The organism is Streptomyces sp. NPDC048560, assembly GCF_040650955.1.
Lineage (GTDB): Bacteria > Actinomycetota > Actinomycetes > Streptomycetales > Streptomycetaceae > Streptomyces.
In genome coordinates this window covers 338,339-360,125 of record NZ_JBEZIJ010000007.1, presented here as the reverse complement: position 1 = coordinate 360,125, position 21,787 = coordinate 338,339, and the positions used below count along the sequence as shown (strand labels likewise).

Annotated in this window: 17 protein-coding genes and 1 riboswitch; of the genes, 3 read left to right on the top strand and 14 right to left on the bottom strand. The window is 70.3% G+C overall.

Translation table 11 applies throughout. The features are described 5' to 3' along the window. Positions 1-82: 82 nt before the first annotated feature. On the bottom strand, positions 83-1,813 hold the full coding sequence (locus tag AB0C82_RS20830) for an ABC transporter substrate-binding protein (protein WP_362843994.1): 1,731 nt from the start codon (positions 1,811-1,813) through the stop codon (positions 83-85). Positions 1,814-2,035: 222 nt separating this feature from the next. Here AB0C82_RS20830 and AB0C82_RS20825 point away from each other — a divergent pair, with 222 nt between their 5' ends. The 3 genes from AB0C82_RS20825 to AB0C82_RS20815 all read left to right on the top strand — a co-directional run bounded on the left by AB0C82_RS20825 (position 2,036) and on the right by AB0C82_RS20815 (position 6,569). After that, positions 2,036-3,055 carry a LacI family DNA-binding transcriptional regulator gene (locus AB0C82_RS20825; protein ID WP_362843991.1) on the top strand — a complete coding sequence of 340 codons (1,020 nt, stop codon included), beginning with the start codon at positions 2,036-2,038 and terminating at the stop codon, positions 3,053-3,055. A 164-nt stretch (positions 3,056-3,219) separates the two neighbouring features. Beyond that, on the top strand, positions 3,220-3,990 hold the full coding sequence (locus tag AB0C82_RS20820; RefSeq protein ID WP_362843989.1) for an ABC transporter ATP-binding protein: 771 nt from the start codon (positions 3,220-3,222) through the stop codon (positions 3,988-3,990). A gap of 53 nt (positions 3,991-4,043) precedes the next feature. Continuing rightward, positions 4,044-6,569: an FtsX-like permease family protein gene (locus AB0C82_RS20815; RefSeq protein WP_362843986.1), complete on the top strand. Its 2,526-nt coding sequence runs from the start codon at positions 4,044-4,046 to the stop codon at positions 6,567-6,569. A gap of 69 nt (positions 6,570-6,638) precedes the next feature. Here the strand turns inward: AB0C82_RS20815 and AB0C82_RS20810 are convergent, their stop codons facing one another. The 13 genes from AB0C82_RS20810 to AB0C82_RS20750 all read right to left on the bottom strand — a co-directional run bounded on the left by AB0C82_RS20810 (position 6,639) and on the right by AB0C82_RS20750 (position 21,764). Beyond that, the gene (locus AB0C82_RS20810) at positions 6,639-7,940 is read right to left on the bottom strand and encodes a cyclopropane-fatty-acyl-phospholipid synthase family protein (protein WP_362843984.1); all 1,302 of its coding nucleotides are present in this window, start codon (positions 7,938-7,940) and stop codon (positions 6,639-6,641) included. Positions 7,941-8,239: 299 nt separating this feature from the next. Continuing rightward, positions 8,240-9,625, bottom strand: coding sequence for an NAD(P)/FAD-dependent oxidoreductase (locus AB0C82_RS20805; protein WP_362843981.1), 1,386 nt, complete (start codon positions 9,623-9,625; stop codon positions 8,240-8,242). A 448-nt stretch (positions 9,626-10,073) separates the two neighbouring features. After that, positions 10,074-11,015 carry a Ppx/GppA phosphatase family protein gene (locus AB0C82_RS20800; RefSeq protein WP_362843979.1) on the bottom strand — a complete coding sequence of 314 codons (942 nt, stop codon included), beginning with the start codon at positions 11,013-11,015 and terminating at the stop codon, positions 10,074-10,076. A gap of 121 nt (positions 11,016-11,136) precedes the next feature. Then, positions 11,137-11,667, bottom strand: coding sequence for a DUF501 domain-containing protein (locus AB0C82_RS20795; RefSeq protein WP_362843977.1), 531 nt, complete (start codon positions 11,665-11,667; stop codon positions 11,137-11,139). Between the two features lie 78 nt (positions 11,668-11,745). Continuing rightward, complete coding sequence (locus AB0C82_RS20790) at positions 11,746-12,216, bottom strand: septum formation initiator family protein (protein WP_362843974.1); 471 nt, start codon at positions 12,214-12,216, stop codon at positions 11,746-11,748. A 124-nt stretch (positions 12,217-12,340) separates the two neighbouring features. After that, a complete protein-coding gene (gene eno / locus AB0C82_RS20785; RefSeq protein ID WP_185300405.1) occupies positions 12,341-13,621 on the bottom strand; it encodes a phosphopyruvate hydratase in 1,281 nt (426 codons plus the stop codon). Positions 13,622-13,966: 345 nt separating this feature from the next. After that, a complete protein-coding gene (locus AB0C82_RS20780) occupies positions 13,967-14,668 on the bottom strand; it encodes a transglycosylase family protein (protein WP_362843970.1) in 702 nt (233 codons plus the stop codon). Positions 14,669-14,671: 3 nt separating this feature from the next. After that, positions 14,672-14,843: riboswitch (cyclic di-AMP (ydaO/yuaA leader) on the bottom strand. 290 nt (positions 14,844-15,133) lie between these two features. Beyond that, positions 15,134-16,111 (bottom strand): transglycosylase family protein, encoded by a 978-nt coding sequence (locus AB0C82_RS20775; RefSeq protein WP_362843967.1) that lies wholly within the window; start codon positions 16,109-16,111, stop codon positions 15,134-15,136. A 107-nt stretch (positions 16,112-16,218) separates the two neighbouring features. Beyond that, positions 16,219-17,511, bottom strand: a complete 1,293-nt coding sequence (locus tag AB0C82_RS20770) for a cytochrome P450 (protein ID WP_362844232.1) — start codon at positions 17,509-17,511, stop codon at positions 16,219-16,221. A gap of 161 nt (positions 17,512-17,672) precedes the next feature. Next, positions 17,673-18,665 (bottom strand): nucleoside triphosphate pyrophosphohydrolase, encoded by a 993-nt coding sequence (locus tag AB0C82_RS20765; RefSeq protein WP_362843964.1) that lies wholly within the window; start codon positions 18,663-18,665, stop codon positions 17,673-17,675. A 34-nt stretch (positions 18,666-18,699) separates the two neighbouring features. Then, on the bottom strand, positions 18,700-19,356 hold the full coding sequence (locus AB0C82_RS20760; protein ID WP_362843962.1) for a SurA N-terminal domain-containing protein: 657 nt from the start codon (positions 19,354-19,356) through the stop codon (positions 18,700-18,702). A gap of 183 nt (positions 19,357-19,539) precedes the next feature. Further along, complete coding sequence (locus AB0C82_RS20755) at positions 19,540-21,084, bottom strand: protein kinase (RefSeq protein WP_362843959.1); 1,545 nt, start codon at positions 21,082-21,084, stop codon at positions 19,540-19,542. Continuing rightward, positions 21,081-21,764, bottom strand: coding sequence for a hypothetical protein (locus tag AB0C82_RS20750; RefSeq protein ID WP_362843956.1), 684 nt, complete (start codon positions 21,762-21,764; stop codon positions 21,081-21,083). Before AB0C82_RS20750 ends, AB0C82_RS20755 begins: the two co-directional genes overlap by 4 nt. Between the last annotated feature and the right edge of the window lie 23 nt (positions 21,765-21,787).

Genomic DNA, 21,787 nt, shown 5'->3' with positions numbered 1-21,787 from the left:
CTGGTGGAGAGCCCCGCCGTGGACGCGCCTGGTCAGGTCGGCGCGCGCACGGCGGGGCGGTCATGGAGTCAGAACTGCCGTGTCACTTCGCGGGCTTCAGCTGGGTGAGCGTTTCGAAGCCGCCCATCTCCAGCCAGTTGCGCCAGAGGGCGGGAGCCGTCTTGGGCGCTCCGCTCGCGTCCGAGGGCCAGTTCGTCCAGGTGCCGGTGGTGGACTGCGACCAGAGGCCGTTGTACCAGAGCGGGATGATGGGCATCTCGGACAGCTGGATGTCCTGGATCCTGGAGATGACCGTCTTCATGCCCGCCGCGTCGTCGGTCTTCACACCACCGAGTTCCTTCACCAGCTTCCAGGCTTCCTCGTTCTCGTAGCGTCCGAAGTTCACCGTGTTCTGCTGCTTCTGGACGGGCATCTGGAACATGTACTCGTAGTACGTCCACGGGGTGTTGGACAGCTGGCGCTCGTTGTTGATGACGAGGTCGAAGTCGCCCTTGCCGCGCCGCTCGTTGAGCGCGTTCTGGTCGGGGAACTCCGTGGCGACCTGGATGCCCGCTTCCTCGGCGCCCGCGGCGATGACCTTGGCCGCTTCCATCCAGTCGGTCCAGCCGGAGGGCACGGCCAGCTTGAGGCTGATCGTGGAACCGTCCTTGTTCTCGACGAAGCCGTCCCCGTTGGTGTCCTTGTAACCGGCGTCGGCGAGTTCCTTCTTCGCCTTCGCCACGTCGTGCCCGAAGCCCTTCCCGGCGATCAGCGCCTTGTCGTCGAACTGCTCCCACTGCGGCAGCAGGCCGGTCGGGGACGCGGGCTTGACCAGATCCCCGTACACGCCCTTGACGATCTTCCCGGTGTCGACCGACGAGGCGAGTGCCCGGCGGAAGGCCGCGTCGTCCATCGGCTTCTTGGTGGTGTTGGGCACCAGCCAGGCGGTGTTGGCGGAGAGCATGTAGGGCGCCTCGTCGTAGTACGAGACGACCTTCTTGCTCTTGATCAGCGAGGAGGCGCCGGGCAGGAAGTTGTTGCTGAGGTCCAGCTGCCCCTGGCCGAGCTGGCCGATGACCACCTCGTTGCTCGGGTTGGAGACGTCGACGATGTAGCGGGGAGCCGGCTTCATGCTGAGCGTCTTGACGCCCCACCAGTCCTCGCGCCGCTCCCACACGACGCGGTCCTGCGTCTTGCTCCTGAGCTTGTACGCGCCGGTGCCGACGGGCTTGTCGTTGACGCCGTTGAGTATCTCCTCGTCGCTGCGGCCGTTCCAGATGTGCTCAGGGACGACCGGCTGGCCGAAGAGGGTGAAGTCCCACTCCTGATAGCGGGCCTCCTTGAAGGTGAAGCGCACGGTCGTCGCGTCCACCGCCTCGGCGTCGGCGAGCCAGCTCCACAGCGAGTGGAAGGCGGACGCCTCGATCTTGCCGAGGCCGTAGGAGTACGCCACGTCCTTCGCGGTCAGCGGCTTGCCGTCGGCCCAGGTGATCCCCGTACGCAGCGTCACGTCGTAGGTCTTGTCACCGGTCCACGCGCCCGACTCCGCCAGCCAGGGCGTCAGCTTGCCCGCGTCCGGGTCGAAGTGGAAGAGCGTCTCGTAGACGAGGCCCTTGGTGCCCGTGGCGTGGTCCCAGTTGCGCAGCGGGTTGTAGTTGGCCGGCGGGCCCCACTGGGTGCCGGTCGTGTAGAGCGTCTCGTTGCGGGGCAGCGAGCCACCCTTGCCGCCGGGTCCGGCCGAACCCCCCGACGAGCCGCCCCCCGTGCACGCGGTCGCGGCGAGTCCCAACACGGCGAGTACGGCGGTCAGCCGTGCCCGGGTACGCATACCCATAGCCCCTCCTCTTCCCCCGCCGTCCCTGTGCCGAGCGGAGTCACTGAACCGGGTAAGTGCCGTGAAGGTATGGGGGGCCCACAGTCGTGTCAAGAGTGCGGGAGCGCTCCCATTGCACTTTGTCAGCCGATCGTGCAAAGGTCTTGACCACCTGTAGGAAGACACAGGCTCCGGACCTGCGGATAGAATGCCCCCGAAAACGAACCGGTTAAGCGAGGTCGTATGCCCAAGCACCGCCCCACGATCGCCGACATCGCGCGCCGCGCCGGGGTCTCCAAGGTCGCGGTGTCCTACGCGCTGAACGACCGCCCCGGTGTCTCCCCCACGACCCGCGCCACCATCAAGGCCATCGCCCAGGAGATCGGCTGGCGCCCCAACAGCGCGGCACGCGCGCTGACCCACGCACGGGCCGACACGGTCGGCCTCGCGCTGTCCCGGCCGGCCAGGCTGCTCGGGGTGGAGCCGTTCTTCATGGAACTGATCAGCGGCATCGAGACCGAACTCTCCGCCCGCGGCTGCGCCCTGCTCCTCCAGGTCGTCACCGACCCCGCCCAGGAGCTGGAGGTCTACCGCCGCTGGTGGGGCGAGGGCCGGGTGGACGGGGTGTTCCTCGCCGACGTGCGCTCCCCCGACCCGCGCATCGAGGGCGTCGCCGAGCTCGGGATGCCCGCCGTCGTGATCGGCCATCCTTCGGCGGCCGGCTCCCTCACCCCCGTCTGGTCCGACGACTCGGCGGCGCTCCGGGACACCCTGACGTATCTCAGCGCGCTCGGTCACCGCTCCATCGCCCGGGTCGCCGGGCTGCCCGAGCTGATCCACACCCGGCTGCGCGACCGGGCGCAGCAGGAGATCTCGGCCGAGCTGGGGCTGGACGCGCCGGTGGTGGTGCACACCGACTACTCGGGCGAGGAGGGCGCACACGCCACCCGGCGGCTGATCAGCTCGCCGTCCCGGCCGACCGCCGTCGTCTACGACAACGACATCATGGCCGTCGCCGGGCTCTCCGTCGCCCAGGAGATGGGGCTCGACGTGCCCGGCGATCTCTCGCTCGTCGCCTGGGACGACTCCCAGCTGTCCCGGGTCGTCCGCCCCCCGCTGACCGCACTGAGCCGGGACATCCCGGCGTACGGGACCCACGCGGCCCGCACCCTGCTGACGATGGTGACGGAGGGTCCGACGCCGGGATTCCAGGACGCCACGGCCCGTCTCGTACCGCGCGGCTCGACCGCCCCGCCCCGCTGAGGGCGGAGCTTCTCAGGGTCGGTGTCATACCCCAGGAGTACGCCGCGGCCCTGCCGGTGCGACTCAAGAGGGCCCCGGGAACGGGCACGGGGACTGACGACCCGGCGGTATTCGGCGGCGACGATGGAGGGGTCCCGTACGAAGTCCGAGCCAGGAGTGTCCCTGTGACCACCACCCCCACCGTTCACCGCGCCACCGCGGTGGCTGCCCGCGCCACGGAGCTGTCGAAGGTCTACGGCCAGGGTGAGACCCAGGTGATCGCCCTGGACCGGGTCACCGTGGACTTCCCGCAGGGCGAGTTCACCGCGATCATGGGGCCTTCCGGCTCCGGCAAGTCCACGCTGATGCACTGCGTGGCCGGGCTCGACAGCTTCAGCAGCGGTTCCGTACGGATCGGCGACACCGAGCTGGGGTCCCTCAAGGACAAGCAGCTCACCCAGCTCCGCCGGGACAAGATCGGCTTCATCTTCCAGGCGTTCAACCTGCTGCCGACGCTGTCGGCACTGGAGAACATCACGCTGCCCATGGACATCGCGGGCCGCAAGCCCGACGCCGCCTGGCTCCAGAAGGTCATCGACATGGTAGGGCTCGCCGACCGGCTGAAGCACCGGCCGACCGAGCTCTCCGGCGGTCAGCAGCAGCGCGTCGCGGTGGCCCGCGCCCTCGCCTCGCAGCCCGAGATCATCTTCGGTGACGAGCCCACCGGCAACCTCGACTCCCGCTCCGGCGCCGAAGTCCTCGGCTTCCTGCGCAACTCTGTGCGCGAGCTCGGCCAGACCGTGGTGATGGTGACCCACGATCCGGTGGCCGCCTCGTACGCGGACCGCGTGATCTTCCTCGCCGACGGGGCGATCGTCGACCAGATGATGCACCCCACGGCCGACGGTGTCCTCGACCGGATGAAGGCGTTCGACGCGAAGGGCCGCACCAGCTGACGTAACGCCGGCTGTCCCGTCCCCCTTCCGGAACCCATCCCAGGACTACAGACATGTTCCGAACCGCCCTGCGCAACGTCCTCGCGCACAAGGCCAGGCTCCTGATGACCGTGCTCGCCGTGATGCTCGGCGTGGCCTTCGTCTCCGGCACCCTGGTCTTCACCGACACCCTCGGCAACGCCTTCCGCAAGCAGTCGGCGAAGAGCTACGACGACGTCGCCGTCGCCGTCACCACCTACGCCTCCAAGCAGGACGAGGAGGTCGCGGGCGTCGACGCCGCCACGCTGAAGAAGATCCAGGCGCTGGAGGGCGTAGCCGTCGCCACCGGCCGCGTCTCCGGTTTCGCGGGCGTCGCCGACACCGACGGCAAGCTCATCGGCAACGGCTGGTCGAACACCGGGGCGAACTTCGCCCCGGGCAGGAACGGCGAGGACGCCCAGTACGCGTTCACCGACGGCACGGGTCCCACCGAGCCCGGCCAGGTCGCACTGGACAAGGACTCGGCGGACAAGGGCGACTACCGCGTCGGTGACCCGGTACGGGTCGCCACGAACGGACCTGTGAAGGAGTTCACCCTCTCCGGTGTCTTCACCACCGAGGACGGCGCCGTCAACGCGGGCGGCAGCCTGGTCCTGTTCGACACCGCGGTCGCCCAGAAGCTCTACCTCAAGCCCGGCGTCTTCCAGAACGTCACGATCTCCGCGGCGCCCGGCGCCTCCGCCCAGCAGCTGCTGGACGCGGTCAAGCCGCTGCTGCCGAAGTCCGCCGAGGCCGAGACCGGCAAGGTCCTCGCGGACGAGCAGGCCGCGGAGATCAAGAAGGAGCTCAACAACCTCAACACGATGCTCCTCGCCTTCGCCGGCATCGCCCTCTTCGTCGGCGTCTTCCTGATCGCCAACACCTTCACCATGCTGGTCGCCCAGCGCACCAGGGAGCTGGCCCTGATGCGGGCCGTCGGTGCCTCGCGCCGCCAGGTGAAGCGTTCCGTGCTGCTGGAGGCCGGCGTGGTCGGCGCGATCGCGTCGGTGACCGGCTTCCTGCTCGGCCTCGGGCTCGCCGTCGGGCTGCGCTCGGCGATGAGCCTGACCGGTGCGAAGATCCCGGCGGGTCCGCTGGTGATCTCCCCGACCGCGATCGCCGCGGCGCTCGGCGTCGGCGTCCTGGTGACCGTGCTGGCCGCCTGGCTGCCCGCCCGCCGGGCCGCGAAGATCCCGCCGGTGGCGGCGATGAGCAGCGTGCACGCCGTCGCCACCACCAGGTCGCTGGTCGTGAGGAACTCCATCGGCGCGGTGTTCGCCCTGCTCGGCGCGGCCGGGATCGTCGCGGGTGCGGCGGCCGGCAAGGACGGCAAGATGCTCATCGCCGGCGGCGCCTTCCTGGCGCTGATCGGCGTCATCATCCTCATCCCGCTGCTGTCCCGGCCGGTGATCGCCCTGGTGCGTCCCCTGCTGATGAAGCTGTTCGGCGTCTCCGGGAAGCTGGCCGCGCAGAACGCGGTCCGTAACCCCCGGCGCACCGGAGCGACCGCCTCCGCGCTGGCGATCGGTCTGACCCTCGTCACCGGTATCTCGGTGCTGGGCGTCACGCTCGGCCAGGCCGTCGACCGGATGACGACGGACAACATCAAGGCCGACTACATGGTCTCGATGGCGAACGGCGACTCGCTCGACGAGTCGGCACTCACGGCGCTGGAGAAGGCGGACGGCATCTCGGCCGTCTCTCCCCAGCAGGCCGTCTGGCTCGAAATGGGCAGCTCGGGCTACTCGGCCTCCGGGGTCACCCCCGGGGACATACAGAAGGTGCTGGCGGTCAAGACACTGTCCGGATCGCTGGACACGCTCGCCGACGGCGGGATCGCGGTCTCCGAGAAGACGGCGAAGTCGAACGGCTGGAAGGCCGGCGACACGGTCACCGTGACGTACGAGGACGAGAAGAAGGGGAAGCTGAAGGTCGGGGCGCTCTACGAGGACAACGAGTTCCTCTCCCCCATCCTCGTGCCGAAGGCCGTGGCCGACGCGCACAGCGCCCACCCGGAGATCCGCGAGATCTACCTGAAGATGGACGGCGGCGCCAGCGAGGCCAACGAGCAGGTCGTGGTCGACGCGCTGGGTGACAACCCCGCGATGAGCATCATGGACCGGCAGGACATCCGGGACATGTTCGGCGGCTTCGTCAACACGGCGCTGAACATCATGTACGGCCTGCTGGCGATGGCTCTGATCATCGCGGTGCTCGGCGTCGTCAACACCCTGGCGATGTCGGTGTTCGAGCGGCAGCAGGAGATCGGCATGGTGCGCGCCATCGGTCTGGACAAGCGCCGGGTGAAGCGCATGATCCGGCTGGAGGCCGTGGTCATCTCGGTCTTCGGCGCACTGGTCGGCGTGGGACTCGGTACGTTCCTGGGCTGGGCGATCGGCCAGACGCTGGCCCCGTCCATCCCGCAGTACGCGCTCGTCATCCCGTGGGACCGGCTCGCGCTGTTCCTGGCGCTGGCGGGACTGGTGGGCGTGCTGGCCTCGCTGTGGCCGGCCCGCAGCGCCGCGAAGCTGAACATGCTGACGGCGATCAAGACCGAGTGACACCCGCCCGGAGCGCGCGAGGGGCCGGTGTCCGCGGGTGCGGACGCCGGCCCCTCGTGGTGTGCGGGCTCAGCCCTCCGTGGCCCGCCAGTCGCGGACACGCAGCGGCATACGGGCGGGGCCGCCCTCCTCCGGTCGCACCGCGAGGATCTGGTTGACACCGATCCTGTTGCGCTCGAAGGACAGTGCGGAAGCCGCCATGTAGAGCCGCCAGACCCGCGCGCGGCCGGGCGAGGTGGCCCGTACGGCGGCGTCCCAGTGCCGCTCCAGGTTGGTGACCCAGCGGCGCAGGGTCAGGGCGTAGTGCTCCCGGATCGCCTCGACGTCCCGGGCCTCGAAGCCGGCCTCCTCCAGGGTGGCCACGGTCCGGCCGACCGGGGCCAGTTCGCCGTCGGGGAAGACGTAGGCGTCGATGAAGGCGTCGATGTGATAGGCGGACTCGTCCTTCTCGGGCCGCCGGGCGATCTGATGGTTCAGCAGCCTGCCGCCCGGCCTGAGAAGGGCGTAGAGGTGGTCGGCGTACTCGCGGAAGCGGACCGTGCCGACGTGCTCGGCCATTCCGATCGAGGAAATCGCGTCGTACGGACCGTCCCTGACGTCCCGGTAGTCCTGGACCCGGATCTCGATCCGGTCGGTGAGCCCTTCTTCGGCGATGCGCTTGCGGGCGTAGGCGGCCTGTTCCGCGGAGAGGGTCACTCCGGTGACCAGGGCGCCGTACTCACGGGCGGCGTGGATCGCCATCGAGCCCCAGCCGCAGCCGACGTCCAGGAGCCGGTCGCCCTCCTTCAGGCCGAGCTTGCGGCTGACCAGGTCGAGCTTGTCGCGCTGGGCGTCCTCCAGGGTGCCGTTCTCCTCCCAGTAGGCGCAGGAGTAGACCATGGACGGGCCGAGAACCAGTTCGTAGAAGTCGTTGCCCACGTCGTAGTGGTGGCTGATGGCCTCCTTGTCACGGCGCCTGGTGTGCAGCGGGCCCGCCCGGCGGCGTACCTCCTCGACGGGCGGGGCGGGCGGTGGCCAGGGGCCGGCCACCTGGAGGAGACCCCGGGCGAAGGCGCGGACCCTCGGGTCGCGGACGGGGTGGACGGAGTCCTTGGCGTCGGCGCCGCGCTCCCAGAGCAGGGCGGCGAGCCGGTCGAGGACCTCGTAGAGATCTCCGTCGACGTCGATCTCACCGGCCACCCAGGCGCGCGCGAGCCCGAGTTCGCCCGGCTTCCAGATCAGCCGGCGCAGCGCACGGCGGTGACGGATCACGAGGACGGGGGCACCCGGCGGCCCGGACTCGCTTCCGTCCCAGGCCCGGATGCGAACCGGCAGGGGTTCTCCCAGCAACTCTTCGGCGAGAGCGGTCAGCCGCGACGCGGCGTCTGGCATGGCGCACACCTCCGTGGTGGTGTTTCCCAACATGCTCAAATTTCCACAAACATGCCTGAAACCACGTCACGACACCTCGGGCCGTGACGAGGTACACCTCGGTCAACAGCGCCCGGGCCGCAAGTCATCCCGCTGCCGCGCAATGGAACCGCAAAATACCTGCACACCACATCTATCCGCACTCCCTGCGGCCCGCACCCCCGGAGGCCGGGAACCCGGCAGGTCCGGACGCGCCGAAGGGGCCGCCCGCACCACGGATGGCGGACGGCCCCTTCGGGCGTGGAACGGTGTGGCCCGGGTCAGGAGGCCTTGGCCTTCTCACCCTCGGCCTTGGCGGCGGCCGGAGCCGGCGCCGGCTTGGCGGCCTCGTAGAACTCCTCGCGCGGAGTCTCCATGGCGCCCAGCGAGACGACCTCGCGCTTGAGGAACATCGCAAGCGTCCAGTCGGCGAAGATGCGGATCTTGCGGTTCCAGGTCGGCATCGCCATGCCGTGGTAGCCGCGGTGCATGTACCAGGCGAGACGGCCCTTGAGCTTGATCTTCACCTTGCCCACGACGATCATCGCGACGCCCTTGTGCAGGCCCAGACCGGCGACCGCACCCTTGTTGGCGTGGCTGTAGTCACCCTGCGGGAAGCCGCGCATCCCGGAGATGACGTTGTCGCCGAGGACCTTGGCCTGACGCAGCGCGTGCTGCGCGTTCGGCGGGCACCAGGCGTTCGGGTTGCCGGCCTTGCGGCCGACCAGGTCCGGAACCTGGGCGTTGTCGCCCGCGGCCCAGATGTAGTCGGTGCCCTGCACCTGGAGCTTCTCGGAGGTGTCGACGTGACCACGCGGGCCGAGCGGCAGACCGAAGCGGGCCAGCGCCGGGTTCGGCTTCACGCCGGCCGTCCACACGATGGTGCTGGAGTCGACCTCCAGGCCGTTCTTCAGCACGACGTGACCGTCGACGCACGAGTCCATGGAGGTGGAGAGGTAGATCTCCACACCACGGCCCTCAAGGTGCTCCTTGCCGTACGCGCCCAGCTTCGGGCCGACCTCGGGAAGGATCTTGTCGGCGGCGTCGACGAGGATGAAGCGCATGTCCTCGCGCTTCACGTTGGAGTAGTACTTCGCCGCGTCCCGGGCCATGTCCTCGACCTCGCCGATGGTCTCCGCACCGGCGAAACCGCCGCCCACGAAGACGAACGTCAGCGCCTTGCGGCGGACGTCCTCATCGGTCGTCGAGGCAGCCTTGTCCAGCTGCTCCAGGACGTGGTTGCGCAGGCCGATCGACTCCTCGATGCCCTTCATGCCGATGCCCTGCTCGGCGAGGCCGGGGATCGGGAAGGTACGGGAGACCGCGCCCATCGCGATGACGAGGTAGTCGAAGGGCAGCTCGTAGGCCTCGCCGACGAGCGGCGCGACCGTGGCGACCTTGCGGTCCTGGTCAATCGTGGTGACGCGACCGGTGAGCACCTCGGCCTTCGGCAGGACGCGTCGCAGCGGGACGACGACATGCCGAGGGGAGATGCTGCCGGCAGCAGCTTCGGGGAGGAAGGGCTGGTACGTCATGTACGAGCGAGGGTCGACGACCGTGACGGTCGCCTCCCCGTAGCGCATCTTCTTCAGAATGCGACGAGCTGCGTACAGGCCTACGTACCCACCGCCTACAACGAGGATCCTGGGACGCTCCGTGGTGCTCATGCCATCGAGTATCCACCCCCCTCGGGACCCCTGCTCGTGAGCCCCTTCACAAGGTATCCGCGCCCTTCTGCTACACTCCGCCGCCCACGTGACCCAGGTCATGGCGCCAGGGGGGAACCACGGCACCTCAGCGGACGTTGTTCACCGCTGTGAGCTGGACGTTACGTCCCTGGAAGGCTCGAACCACGGCTTCGGTCCATCCGCGCGCAACGTGCGCGGAACCCAGCCGGACCCGCCTCCTGAGGCCCCTCCGGGGGCCGTCGCGGCCCCCGGAGGGCCGAACGGGGCCCAACCGGGCCGAATTCCTTGTGAAGGAAATCACGAAGTTCGTCGCGGCGGGCCCCGGAAGGGGCCTCGCGAGCATCCCCGGAGGGCTCAGAGGTGCAGGCCGCAGTGCGTATGAGCGAGCGTCAGCGGCCCTGGAACATGCACCGGCCCGCCGGACGGCTCAGGCCACCGAGAGCGCGATGCCGTCCAGGATGTCGTGCTCGCTCACCACGACCTCACGGGCTCCGGTCCGCTCCATCACCGCGAGCAGGATCAGCGCGCCCGACGCGATCACGTCGACACGGCCCGGGTGCATCGCGGGGATCGCGGCCCGCTCCTCGTGCGTGGAGCCGGTCAGCCGTGCGGTGATCTCCTGGACCTGCTCGAGGGAGACCCGGGAGTGGTGGATCGCCTCGGGGTCGTACTCCGTCAGTTCCAGGGCCATCGCGGCCACCGTGGTGACCGTGCCGGCCAGGCCGACGAGGGTGGCGGCCCGGGAGATCGGCACGGTCTCCTCCGCCAGGTCCAGCGCGGCGCCGATGTCCGCGCGGATCGCGGCGATCCGGTCCGGGGTGGGCGGGTCCACGACGATGCCGTCCTGGACCAGATGACGCTCGGTCATCCGTACGCAGCCCATGTCCACGGAACGGGCCGCACGGACCTCGTCGTCGCCGACCACGAACTCGGTGGAGCCGCCGCCGATGTCCACAACGAGATACGGCTTCGGCAGGTGGTCGCTGCCCGCGAGCTCCTTGGTGGCGCCGTCGAAGGAGAGCTGCGCCTCCTGGTCACCGGTGATGACCTCGGGCTCCACGCCCAGGATGTCCAGGACACCGCGGACGAACTCGTCGCTGTTCTCCGCGTCGCGCGAGGCCGAGGTGGCGACGAAGCGGAGCCGCTCGGCCTTCAGTTCCTGAATGACCGCGGCGTACTCGCGGCAGGCACCGAAGGTGCGCTCCAGCGCCTCGGGGTCCAGCCGCCCGGTCCGGTCGACGCCCTGGCCGAGGCGCACGATCTGCATCCGGCGGTCGAGCTCGGTGAGCTCGCCCGTGGCCGGGTCGGCGTCGGCGACGAGCAGGCGGATGGAGTTGGTACCGCAGTCGATGGCGGCAACGCGGGTCATGGGGCTCCTGTGGTCGTGGTTGCGGGTGCTCCGGCACCCGGCCCCCGTTCCTCAAGCGCCACAGGGGCTTCGGAGTTGTCGAGGACCGGGGCCGGGGCGGAGCCCAGGGGTGTGCGGGAGGTCAGGACCCGTCGGCGCCGCACGGCGAGACGCACGGCCCCTTCGCCCACCACTCCGGCAGCATCGCGATCGCCTCGTCGCCCAGCGGGTTCACCCCGGGGCCGGCCGCCAGCGAGTGGCCGACCAGGACGTGCAGGCACTTCACGCGGTCCGGCATACCGCCCGCGCTCGGGAAGCCCTCCAGGACCTCGATGGCGTCACGGCGGGCGATGTAGTCCTCGTGCGCCACGCGGTACGCGGCGGCGAGCTCAGGGTCCGTCTGCAGACGCTCGGTCATCTCCTTCATGACCCCGTTGGCCTCCAGCGTGCCGATCGCGGAGGCGGCACGCGGACAGGTCAGGTAGAAGGTCGTCGGGAACGGCGTGCCGTCCTCCAGACGGGGCTGCGTCTCGACCACGTCCGGGTTGCCGCACGGGCAGCGGTGCGCGATGGCACGCAGTCCGCGCGGCGGGCGCCCGAGCTGCTGCTGGAACGCGGCGATGTCCGCGTCGGTGGGCGTGGTGGACTCGGTCTGCGGAGGGGGGGTTTCCATGCCTGCCTTGGTTCTGCTCGAAGGTGCTTCTCAGATGGTGCGGGTGGTGCGGGTCATGCGGGCTGCGGGTGGTGCCTGTCAGTCGCGGTCGGCGGTGTCCACGCCGTCCCAGAGGTTCGAGTGCCAGGGGCGGTCCGTCGTGCCCGGCTCCCCGCGGCGGTCCTCGGCCGCGCCGGGGTCGACCACGGTGTAGCCGGTCTCCCCCGGAAGTACGTAATGGAGGTGCTCGCGCGCCAGCCGCCGGATGTAGGCGTCGTCCTTGAGCCGCGCCTTCTCGTCGCGCAGCTCCTCGGTCCGCCGGAGCGCCTCCTGCGAGAGACGCTCCTGGTCGGCGATCTCGTCGCGCTGGGAGACGTACTGCCGCATCGGGTACGCGAGCGCGACCACGAGCGAGCAGACGACCAGGGCGAGGAACGCGGCGCGCCCGGTGAGCCGCGAGCGGCGGGCCTGGCGGCGGTTCTGGGACCGGTAGACGCGGGCCGCGGTCTGCTCACCGAGCAGTCGCAGCCTGGTCGCGGTGGAGAACCGGTCGCGGTCCTTCCCGGCCATCTCTCACGCCTCCCCATTACACACGTCGGTCCCCGCACACGGTACGGGACCGAGTGCGGGGACGGACGGAGGCTGGTGACTTAAGGCCCGCGACGGGCCTGCGGTCAGCCCCGGGAGCCGGTGATCAGCCCTTGAAGCGGGGGAACGCCGAGCGGCCCGCGTACACCGCGGCGTCGTCGAGGATCTCCTCGATGCGCAGCAGCTGGTTGTACTTGGCGACACGGTCCGAACGGGCCGGGGCGCCGGTCTTGATCTGACCGCAGTTCACGGCGACGGCGAGGTCGGCGATCGTGACGTCCTCGGTCTCGCCGGAACGGTGCGACATCATGCACTTGAAGCCGTTGCGCTGGGCCATCTCGACGGCGTCCAGGGTCTCGGTCAGGGAACCGATCTGGTTGACCTTCACGAGCAGGGCGTTCGCGGAGCCCTCCTCAATGCCGCGGGCCAGGCGCTCCGGGTTGGTGACGAAGAGGTCGTCGCCGACGATCTGCACCTTGGAGCCGAGCTTGTCGGTGATGACCTTCCAGCCGGCCCAGTCGTCCTCGTACAGCGGGTCCTCGATGGAGATGAGCGGGTACGCGGAGACGAGCTCCTCGTAGTACTCGGTCATCTCGGCGGCCGAGCGGGACTTGCCCTCGAACTCGTACACGCCGTCCTTGTAGAACTCGGACGCGGCGACGTCGAGCGCGAGGCCGATGTCGCGGCCGGGGACGTAACCGGCCTCCTTGATGGCCTCGACGATGAGGTCCAGGGCGGCGCGGTTGGACTCCAGGTTCGGGGCGAAGCCGCCCTCGTCACCGAGACCGGTGGACAGGCCCTTGGTCTTCAGGACCTTCTTCAGCGTGTGGTAGACCTCCGCGCCCCAGCGCAGGGCCTCGGAGAACGACTCGGCGCCGATCGGCGCGATCATGAACTCCTGGATGTCCACGTTGGAGTCGGCGTGCGAGCCGCCGTTCAGGATGTTCATCATCGGAACGGGCAGCAGGTGCGCGTTCGGGCCGCCGAGGTAGCGGAAGAGCGGCAGGTCGGACGCCTCGGAGGCGGCGTGCGCGACGGCCAGCGAGACGCCGAGGATGGCGTTGGCGCCGAGCGAGCCCTTGTTCTCGGTGGCGTCCAGGTCGAACATGGCCTGGTCGATGAGGCGCTGCTCGGTGGCGTCGTACCCGACGAGCTCCGGGCCGATCTGCTCGATGACGGCGAGGACGGCCTTCTCCACGCCCTTGCCCATGTAACGGTTGGGGTCTCCGTCGCGAAGCTCAATGGCCTCGAACGCACCGGTGGAGGCGCCGGACGGAACAGCAGCACGTCCCGTGCTGCCGTCGTCGAGGCCAACCTCGACCTCGACCGTGGGGTTGCCCCGGGAGTCGAGGATTTCCCTGGCTACGACGACGTCGATGGACGGCACGAGGCATCTCCTTCTGGGATATGACACTGGTTGTGCAGGGTCACCGTGGTCACTGTGGCCTTGCGGCATGAGCCTATCCGGCCGGGCTCCATCGGCCAGCCGGGCGCCCGTCCCCTGGGACGAAAAAGGACCCAAGGGTATGCATTCGCGGGCAAAGCTCCAGAAAATTACTGCCCAGTAACTACAACACTTGAACACTCGGGCGTCAGCGGCCGGTGCCCGGGCCGGCGCCACCGGGTGAAAAGACCCGGCCCGGCGCGCACGGGGGAGAGCGCACCGGGCCGGGAGCTGAGCGGGAGGGATGCCGCCGGACACCCCCTCCGGTCGGGAGGAGAGTCCCAGGTACTACTTCGTCAGGTGGAGCTGCTGACCCGGGAAGATCAGGTCGGCGTCCTTGACGATGTCGTCGTTCAGGTCGAACAGCTTCTCCCAGCCGCCCTTGACGTCCTGCTTCTCGGCGATCTTGCTGAGGGTGTCGCCGGCCTTCACCTTGTACTCGCCGTCACCCTTCGCAACCTTCTCGCCGGTCGGGGTGGTGACGGTCTTCGGCGCGGTGCGCTGCTCGCTGCGCGTGGTGGGCTGCTCGGCCTTGCGCTCCGGCTGGGCCTGCTGCTGCGGCTCCTGCTCGGCGCCGCTCTCCGTGGAGCCGGTGTCGACACCCGGGTCCACGCCGTCGTTGGTCAGGTTGCCGGCGCCGGCGCAGGCCCAGGCACCCGGGCCCTGCAGGTCGAGAAGCTTCTCGGCGGCGGCGATCTGCTGCGACTTGCTGGCGAGGTCGGCGCGCGCGGCGTACTGCGTGCCGCCGGCGGCGGCCCAGCTGGACTGCGAGAACTGCAGACCGCCGTAGTAGCCGTTGCCGGTGTTGATGGACCAGTTCCCGCCGGACTCGCACTGCGCGACGGCGTCCCACGTGGCGACGGAGGCGGCGGAGGCGTTGGTCGCGCCCATCAGCGGGACGGCGATCGCGGCACCGGCCACACCGGCGAGCGTGGCGACACGGGCGGCCTTGGACGGGCGGCGGTGCTTGGCCTTGCTGGAAAACAGCATGGAGCTTCTCCTCACCGACGCCTACGAGGTGAGCTGTCGGGTTCGGGCCAAGTGAGTTGCCCGGTCGCATGTCCTAGCACGCGACTTAACCCCAAGCCGGTCCTGAGTCGTCTCCCGACGATCGGGCCCGGCGCTTACCTGGGTCCCCCGCTCCTGCCTACGGCGCTTTACGCGTCTGTTCCCTTCGACCGACGGCAGGATTCGGCGTGACGGTCGACGGGGCCCGCGGTGCGAGCGGTTCCGACCGTAAACATAGGCAACCCCGACATTCAAAGAGGGACATACCGGCCATACGGGTTTTTCTCGTCCTGGAGGAAAGAACGTTTCCGCAGGTCGGAGCGGCCCCGGACGCATCACCCGGGCACACCAGGCCAGTTGAAGCAAAGAGACCCATGTCTCACTTACGCATAAGTGGACATAGGCCTCTGAACTACCCCTGAATTTGGGGCGTTTTCCCGAATTGGATCAGTTGCTCTCGGAGCCCTCCGCGGCGTCCAGCGGCCCCAGATCGAGGCTCTGGCCGGGGAGGATCAGGTCCGGGTCGGAGCCCAGCTCGCTCTTGTTGGTCTCGTACAGCTCGGTCCAGCCGCCGGGAACCTTCTGTGCGTCAGCAATCGCCCAGAGGTTGTCGCCGGGCCGGACGGTGTACTCGCCGTCGGCGCTCGGCGCACCCGCGTCGCGGGCCTGGCCGTCCCCACGCGAGGCGTGACGTCCGGAGTCGCGCCCGTCCCGGCCCGTCTCCTGGCTCGCCTCGGGCGCCGGTGCGCCGCGGTGCTTGCCGCCGCCCTGGTCCGCGTCGGCCGGAGCCTCGGACGCCTCGGGGGCCGGTGTGGTGGTGGGCGGGGCCGTCGTGCCGGAGTCCTCGGAGCCGGGCGAATCGCCGGTCTCGCCGTTCTTGTCGGACTCGCTCGCCGCGCCCGACTCGCCGGACTTGGCCGAATCGCCCTTCTTGTTCGCCTTCTTCGTCGCACTGTCCGACGAGGTGCCGGCCGCGTCGTCGGACGGGAAGAGCCCGTCCGTCAGGCCGGCGGAGGGGCTGTCGCCCGGGTCGACACCCGGCAGCGACCCGTCAGGCGCGAGCCCTGAGATCACCGCGCAGCTCGGCCAGGCCTGCGGACCCTGGTCCGCCAGGACCTTCTCCGCCACGGAGATCTGCTGCGAGCGGCTGGCGAGGTCGGCGCGGGGCGCGTACGCCGGGCCGCCGTACGCCGACCAGGTGTCCTGGGAGAACTGGAGGCCACCGTAGAAGCCGTTGCCCAGGTCCGCGCTCCACATGCCGCCGCTCTCGCACTCGGCGACCCGGTCCCAGGTCGAGGCGTCAGCGGCGTGCGCACCGGTCGCGCCGAGCAGCGGAATGGCGATGGCCGATCCCGTCACGCCTGCGGCGACGACGATGGCGGGTGCCTGGCGAGGGCGGCGGTGTCTGCCGTTCGCGGAGCCCATGGGAATGCCTTCCGTGTGACTGAAACATGTGACTGCTGTGGTGAACGGTGAACTTAGCGGGACTCGAACGTGTGTCACAAGTCGATGCAGCGGAGATCACGTAAAAGTCACAGAGTTGACAGAGCGTCACCTTGCGCGGCCGGCGATCCCGGGGCGAACTCCACCGGAAGGGTGCGCAGTCCGCGCATGATGAGCCCGCCGCGCCACCGCAAATCGGCAGGATCCGCAGCGAGCCGCAGGTCAGGCAGCCGCTTCAACAGCGTTGCCAGCGCGGTCTGTCCCTCCAGCCTGGCGAGCGGTGCCCCCAGGCAGTAGTGGATGCCGTGCCCGTATCCGAGGTGCTGATTGTCACTCCGTGCGAGGTTCAGAGTGTCCGCATCGCGGAATCGTTCCGGGTCCCGGTCGGCGGCGGCGAGGACCACGAGCACGGGGTCCCCGGCGGCGATCTCCTGCCCGCCGAGCGTGACGGGCTCGGTCGCGTACCGCCAGGTGGCGAGCTCCACCGGGCCGTCGTAGCGCAGCAGTTCCTCCAGACCGGTGGCGAGGAGGTCCGTGTCACCCGCGGCGAGCGAACGCTGAAGCCGTTCGCGCTCGACGGGGTTGCGCAGCAGGGCGTACGTCCCGTTGCCGATGAGGTTGACCGTTGTCTCGAAGCCGGCGAAGAGGAGGATGAACGCCATCGCGGCGGCCTCGTTCTCCGTGAGGTGCTCGCCGTGGTCGCTCGTCCGGATCAGCCCCGAGATCAGGTCGTCACCCGGATTCTCCCGTTTGCGGTGGATCAGTTCGGCGAGGTAGTTGCGCATCTTCTTCACGGACCTGGCCACGCCGCCGCGCGGGCCGCCACCGTGCCGGATCATCATGCCCGCCCAGTCGCGGAAGTCGTCCTGGTCCTCCGGCGGGACGCCGAGCAGGTCACAGATCGCGTAGATGGGCAGCGGGAAAGCGAAGTCGTGGATGAGGTCGGCTTTCCCCTCCTCGATGAAGTTGTCGATGAGGCGGTCGGTCAGCTCCTGCACGCGGGGCGCGAACTCCGCGACCCGGCGCGGGGTGAACGCCTTGGCCACGAGGCGGCGAAGCCGGGTGTGGTCCGGCGGATCGATGTTCAGCAGATGCGTCATCAGCTCCGCCTTGCGCTCCCCCGGGATGCCCGTCCGGCCCTTGGCGTGCGCCGATCCGGCATGGTGCGCCGGGTTCTTGGACAGCCGGGCGTCGGCGAGTGCCTGCCGGGCGTCCGCGTACCGGGTCACCAGCCACGCCTCGACCCCGCTGGGCAGGGTCGTCCGGTGTACGGGGCTGTGCTCGCGGAGCCAGGCGTACGCGGGGTAGGGGTCGGTCGCGAACTCCCAGGTGAAGAGCTCGGGGGCGGCGGGGGCCCCGGGGACCGCTGCCCCGTGGTCCACGGGGCAGCCGGCGGGGGTGGCTTCGGCACCAGGGGTGGCCTGGGTGTCTCCGGGAGGAGGCCCGGAGGGGTTGCCGCCAGGGCCTTCGGCGGGCGTTCCGGAGGGGTTGCCCGCAGGGCCTTCGGCGGGGGTGTCTGCTGCGGCTGCGGCGGGGCTGTCGTTCACCCCTCGACGTTAGCCGCCTTCTCCCCGCCCTCCGCCGCCAGGATCGCGTCGCGATAGGTGCGGGCCGCCGCGCGCAGGGCGGCCTCCGGGTCGGCTCCGTCCCTCTCGGCCTGTACGGCGAGGGCGAGGAGCTCGTATCCGATGGAGTCACCCGCCGGGAGCGGGACATCGAGCCCGGCGACGCGGACGCGGCTGCCGAGCTTGGCCGCCAGCGCCAGGCCGGGCTGGCCGAGGGGTACGCCTTCGGTGACCGAGTCGCGCTGCTTCTCGATCGCCTTGGTGCGCTGCCAGTGCGCGTGGACGTCCTCGGGGGTCTCCGCGGTCTCGTCGCCGAAGACGTGCGGGTGGCGGTGGATCAGCTTCTCCACGAGGCCGGCCGCGACATCGTCGATGTCGAACGGCTCGTCGGGGTCCTCCTGCGCGATCCGGGCGTGGAAGACGACCTGGAGCAGGACGTCCCCCAGCTCCTCGCGCAGTTCGTCCCGGTCGCCGTCCTCGATCGCCTCGACGAGCTCGTACGCCTCCTCGATGGCGTACTTGGCGAGACCCTGGTGCGTCTTCTGCGAGGACCACGGACAGACGCGCCTGATCCGGTCCATGACCTGGATCAGATCGAGGAGCCTGGCGCCCGGCAGGTCGTACGAACCGGGCAGCAGCTCCAGGTCCGGCATCTGGACCCGGCCCGAGCCGCCGAGCCGGGCGAGCCCGTCGGTCAGCGGCTGGTTCCCCTCGCCGCCCACCAGCACCACCACGGTCCGGCCGCCCACGCAGTCGTCGACGAGTTCCTGGGCGGTCGGCACCCCGTGGCCGACCGTGACGCCCGCCTCGCGGAGGTACGGCAGCTGCGGATGGTGCTGTTCCCCGCACACCACCCGGTCCGCCGCGTGCAGGGTCTGCCAGGCGGGCCAGGACAGCAGTCCCGGGGCCACCCGGTGGCTGGCGGTGAGCAGGACGATACGGCCGGGGTCGCCGGGGGCTTCAGCGTTCACCCCTCGAACCTACCCCGGTCCGCACCCGCCCCGGTCAGGCGCCTGCCTCGGGGACCGGCTGCTCGAACTCGGTGACCTGGGTGATCCACGGGGCCTTGTAGTTGCCGAGCTGGATCTGCTCGTCGTCCCAGACGCCGAAGCGCGGGTTGACGTCGATGTCGAGGGCCTTCGACGCCTTGGTGAGCGCCTGGCCGACGACCTTCTGGCCCTCGGGGGACGACAGGTCGGTGCCGAGCGCCTGGGCGAGCTTCGGCAGCTGCACCTCGCGGCGCAGGTTGCTCTCGATCTGGTCCGGAGCCACCCAGCGCTGCTGGAGCATCATCGCCTGGAGCTGCTTGTCACCGCCGGACTGCGCGGCAGCCGCCGTGCGCATCTCCTGGATCTCCTTGCGGCTGACCGTCACCCCGGCGTCCTGCGACGCCCGGTCCAGGATCCGCCCGAAGATGATGCCGTGCAGTTTGGCGCGGCTGAGCTGCCCGGAGCCCTTCACCAGTTCCGCGGACTGCGCCGAGCTCTCCTGTGCGCTGCGCACGTCCGACACCTGCGCCTGGAGCGCGGACACCTCGATGCGTTCCCCGCCGACGACGGCCGCGGAGCCCGGATGGGCTTCGCTCCCGCAGGCGGACAGGAGCGGCACCCCGACGAGCAGTGCGGCTGAGACGGAGAGCGCGGTGCGACGGCGGCGGTGCAAAGGAGCCTCCCGGGGAGAGTTTGTGCATCAGTGCACAAAGCCTTGCGGTGATCGATGTTAGGCAGTGGATGTGATTGGGGCCACTGATTCGACCAACGATTCGGCAGGAGTTGGGGATGCGGCGCGCCCACGGGGCCTTCGGAGCACGCGTTCGACCCCGGGACCGCGCCTTCGTCCCGGCTTTCAGCCGCCCCGGACGTCCTGCTGGTGCTCCAGTTGTCTGCGCAGTTCGACCGGGAGCGGGTGGTGCGGCCCGTAGGCGCGCTCCGCGTCGTACATGAGGGTCTGCAACTGCCCGCGCCCGGCCGCGTGATCGCCCACGGCGAGCAGCAGGTGGCCGATGCGGTGCCGGATGTCGAAGGCACGGCCCGGGTCGGCGGTGACGGCCCCGTACGTGTTCTCGTAGTAGGGCAGGACCGCGCGGTACTCGGTGAGCGCGGCGGCCGGTTCGCCCAGCTGTTCCAGGCACTGAGCCGCGTCGTAGCGGAACTGAAGGGTCTGTACGTCGGCCGGGCCGGCCTCGGCCGTGCGGTCCTCGGCGAGGCGGCGCAGCTCCGGCAGGGCGCGGCGGTACTGGCCGTCGTCCATCAGCGTGGCCGCGTACTGCTTGCGCAGGATGCGGACGACGGATGAGTGCTCCCCGTGTTCCGCCGCGGCGGCCGGGAGGATGCCTCCGAGGATGTCCACTGCCCGGGTGATCCGGCCCTCCACGAGGAGCTGCTTCACCTCGTCGACGGCGCGTGCGATGTCCGGGCGGGCGGGCGCGCCGGGCGCCGGCGCCGGGGGTACGGGCCCGGGGCCCTGCGCGGCGGCCCGGTCCGGCCACGGGGCGTGCGGCCGCAGGAACGGCCGGGTCGGGTCGAGCGGTCCCGCCGGCGCGCCCCGGGCGGGCAGCAGGGGCGCGAGCGTCTCGTACACCTCCTGGGCGGAGGCCGGCCTGGCCTGCGGGTCCTTGGCGAGCAGCCGCAGGACGAGCGCTTCGAGCTGCGCCGGGACCTCGGCCCTGAGGTGGCGGACCGGCAGCGGAGGTTCGTAGAGGTGGCGGTGCAGGACGCCGAGTGCGGTGGAACCCGCGAACGGGACGTCCCCGCTGAGGAGTTCGTGAAGGAGGACGCCGAGGGCGTAGAGGTCGGTGTACGGGCCGACGGCGCCGCCCATCGCCTGCTCGGGGGCCATGTAGGCAGGGGAGCCGATCGGTGAACCGGTGTGCGTGAGCCGGGTCGTGTCGGTGTCCAGGACGGAGGCGACCCCCAGGTCGAGGACGGTGACGGTGCCGTCGGGCCGCACCATGACGTTGCGGGGCTTCAGGTCCCGGTGCACGATCGGCACCGCGTGCACGGCGGACAGCACGGCGCAGAGCTGCGCGGCGACCGCGACGGCCCAGGGCCACGGATACGGGTCGTGTTCGGCGAGGTGGTCGGCGAGGTCGGCGCCCTCGACGTACTGCATGACCAGGTAGAGGTCCTCGCCGTCGTTGCCTGCGTCGTGGACGGTGACCAGGCCGGGGTGGTCGACCTGCGCGGTGACCCTGCACTCGCGTACGAAGCGGCGGCGCAGCTCGCCGGCCGCGTCGCTGCCGGTGGGCCCGGCCACCCGGTCCGGACGCACCAGTTTGACGGCGACGCGGCGGTCGAGCCGCCGGTCGTACGCCGTCCACACCTGGCCCATACCGCCCTGGCCCAGGATGGTCGCCAGCTCGTACCGCGCGGCGATGACGCGTCCGGTCACCGGCCTTCGCCCTCCTTACGGAGGTAGTCGCTCAGCTCGTCGAGCTCGGCCCTGACCTGGTCGAGCCGCTGGGGTGCGGCGGGGGGCGGGGTGTGGGGCGTCGGCTCGGGTACGGCGGGCGCAGGGGTGTGGGCCGTCTGCTGGGGTACGCCGGGCGGGTAGCCGTAGCCGGGGTGCGGGGGCTGCCGGTCGGGCGGCGGGGTGTGCTGCTGAGGGGCGTGCTGCGGCGGCGGGGTGTGCTGCGGCGGTGCGTATCCGCCGTACTGCGCTTGCCCGTAGCCCTGGGGTTGCGGAAGCGGCAGAGGGAGGCGGGGGCCATGGGGTCCCGTCGGGCCGTAGTGGCGGATCTCCGCGTACAGGTAGTAGGCCACCACGCCGATCATCACGCCGAACAGCCAGGAGATGCCGATGAACGCCTCGGCGTCGGTGGTCTTCTCGGGATCGTCCGGCATGGCGATCATGAACGCGAAAAGCCCCGTGTTGAGCCCGAACACGAGGACGAGCAGGCCCCAGTCACGCCCCTTACGGGTCACGATCGCGAGCCGCAGCATCGCTGCCCAGCCCAGGAGTCCGCAGCTCAGCACGGTCAGCGCCACGAAAAGCACGCGCAGGGCCGTCAGCGCTGCCGAGGACGGTCGCCGCTTCGGTGGCTGCTCCGGCGGATAGCCGTAGCCGTGCATGTGACGCTCCAGGAATGCATATG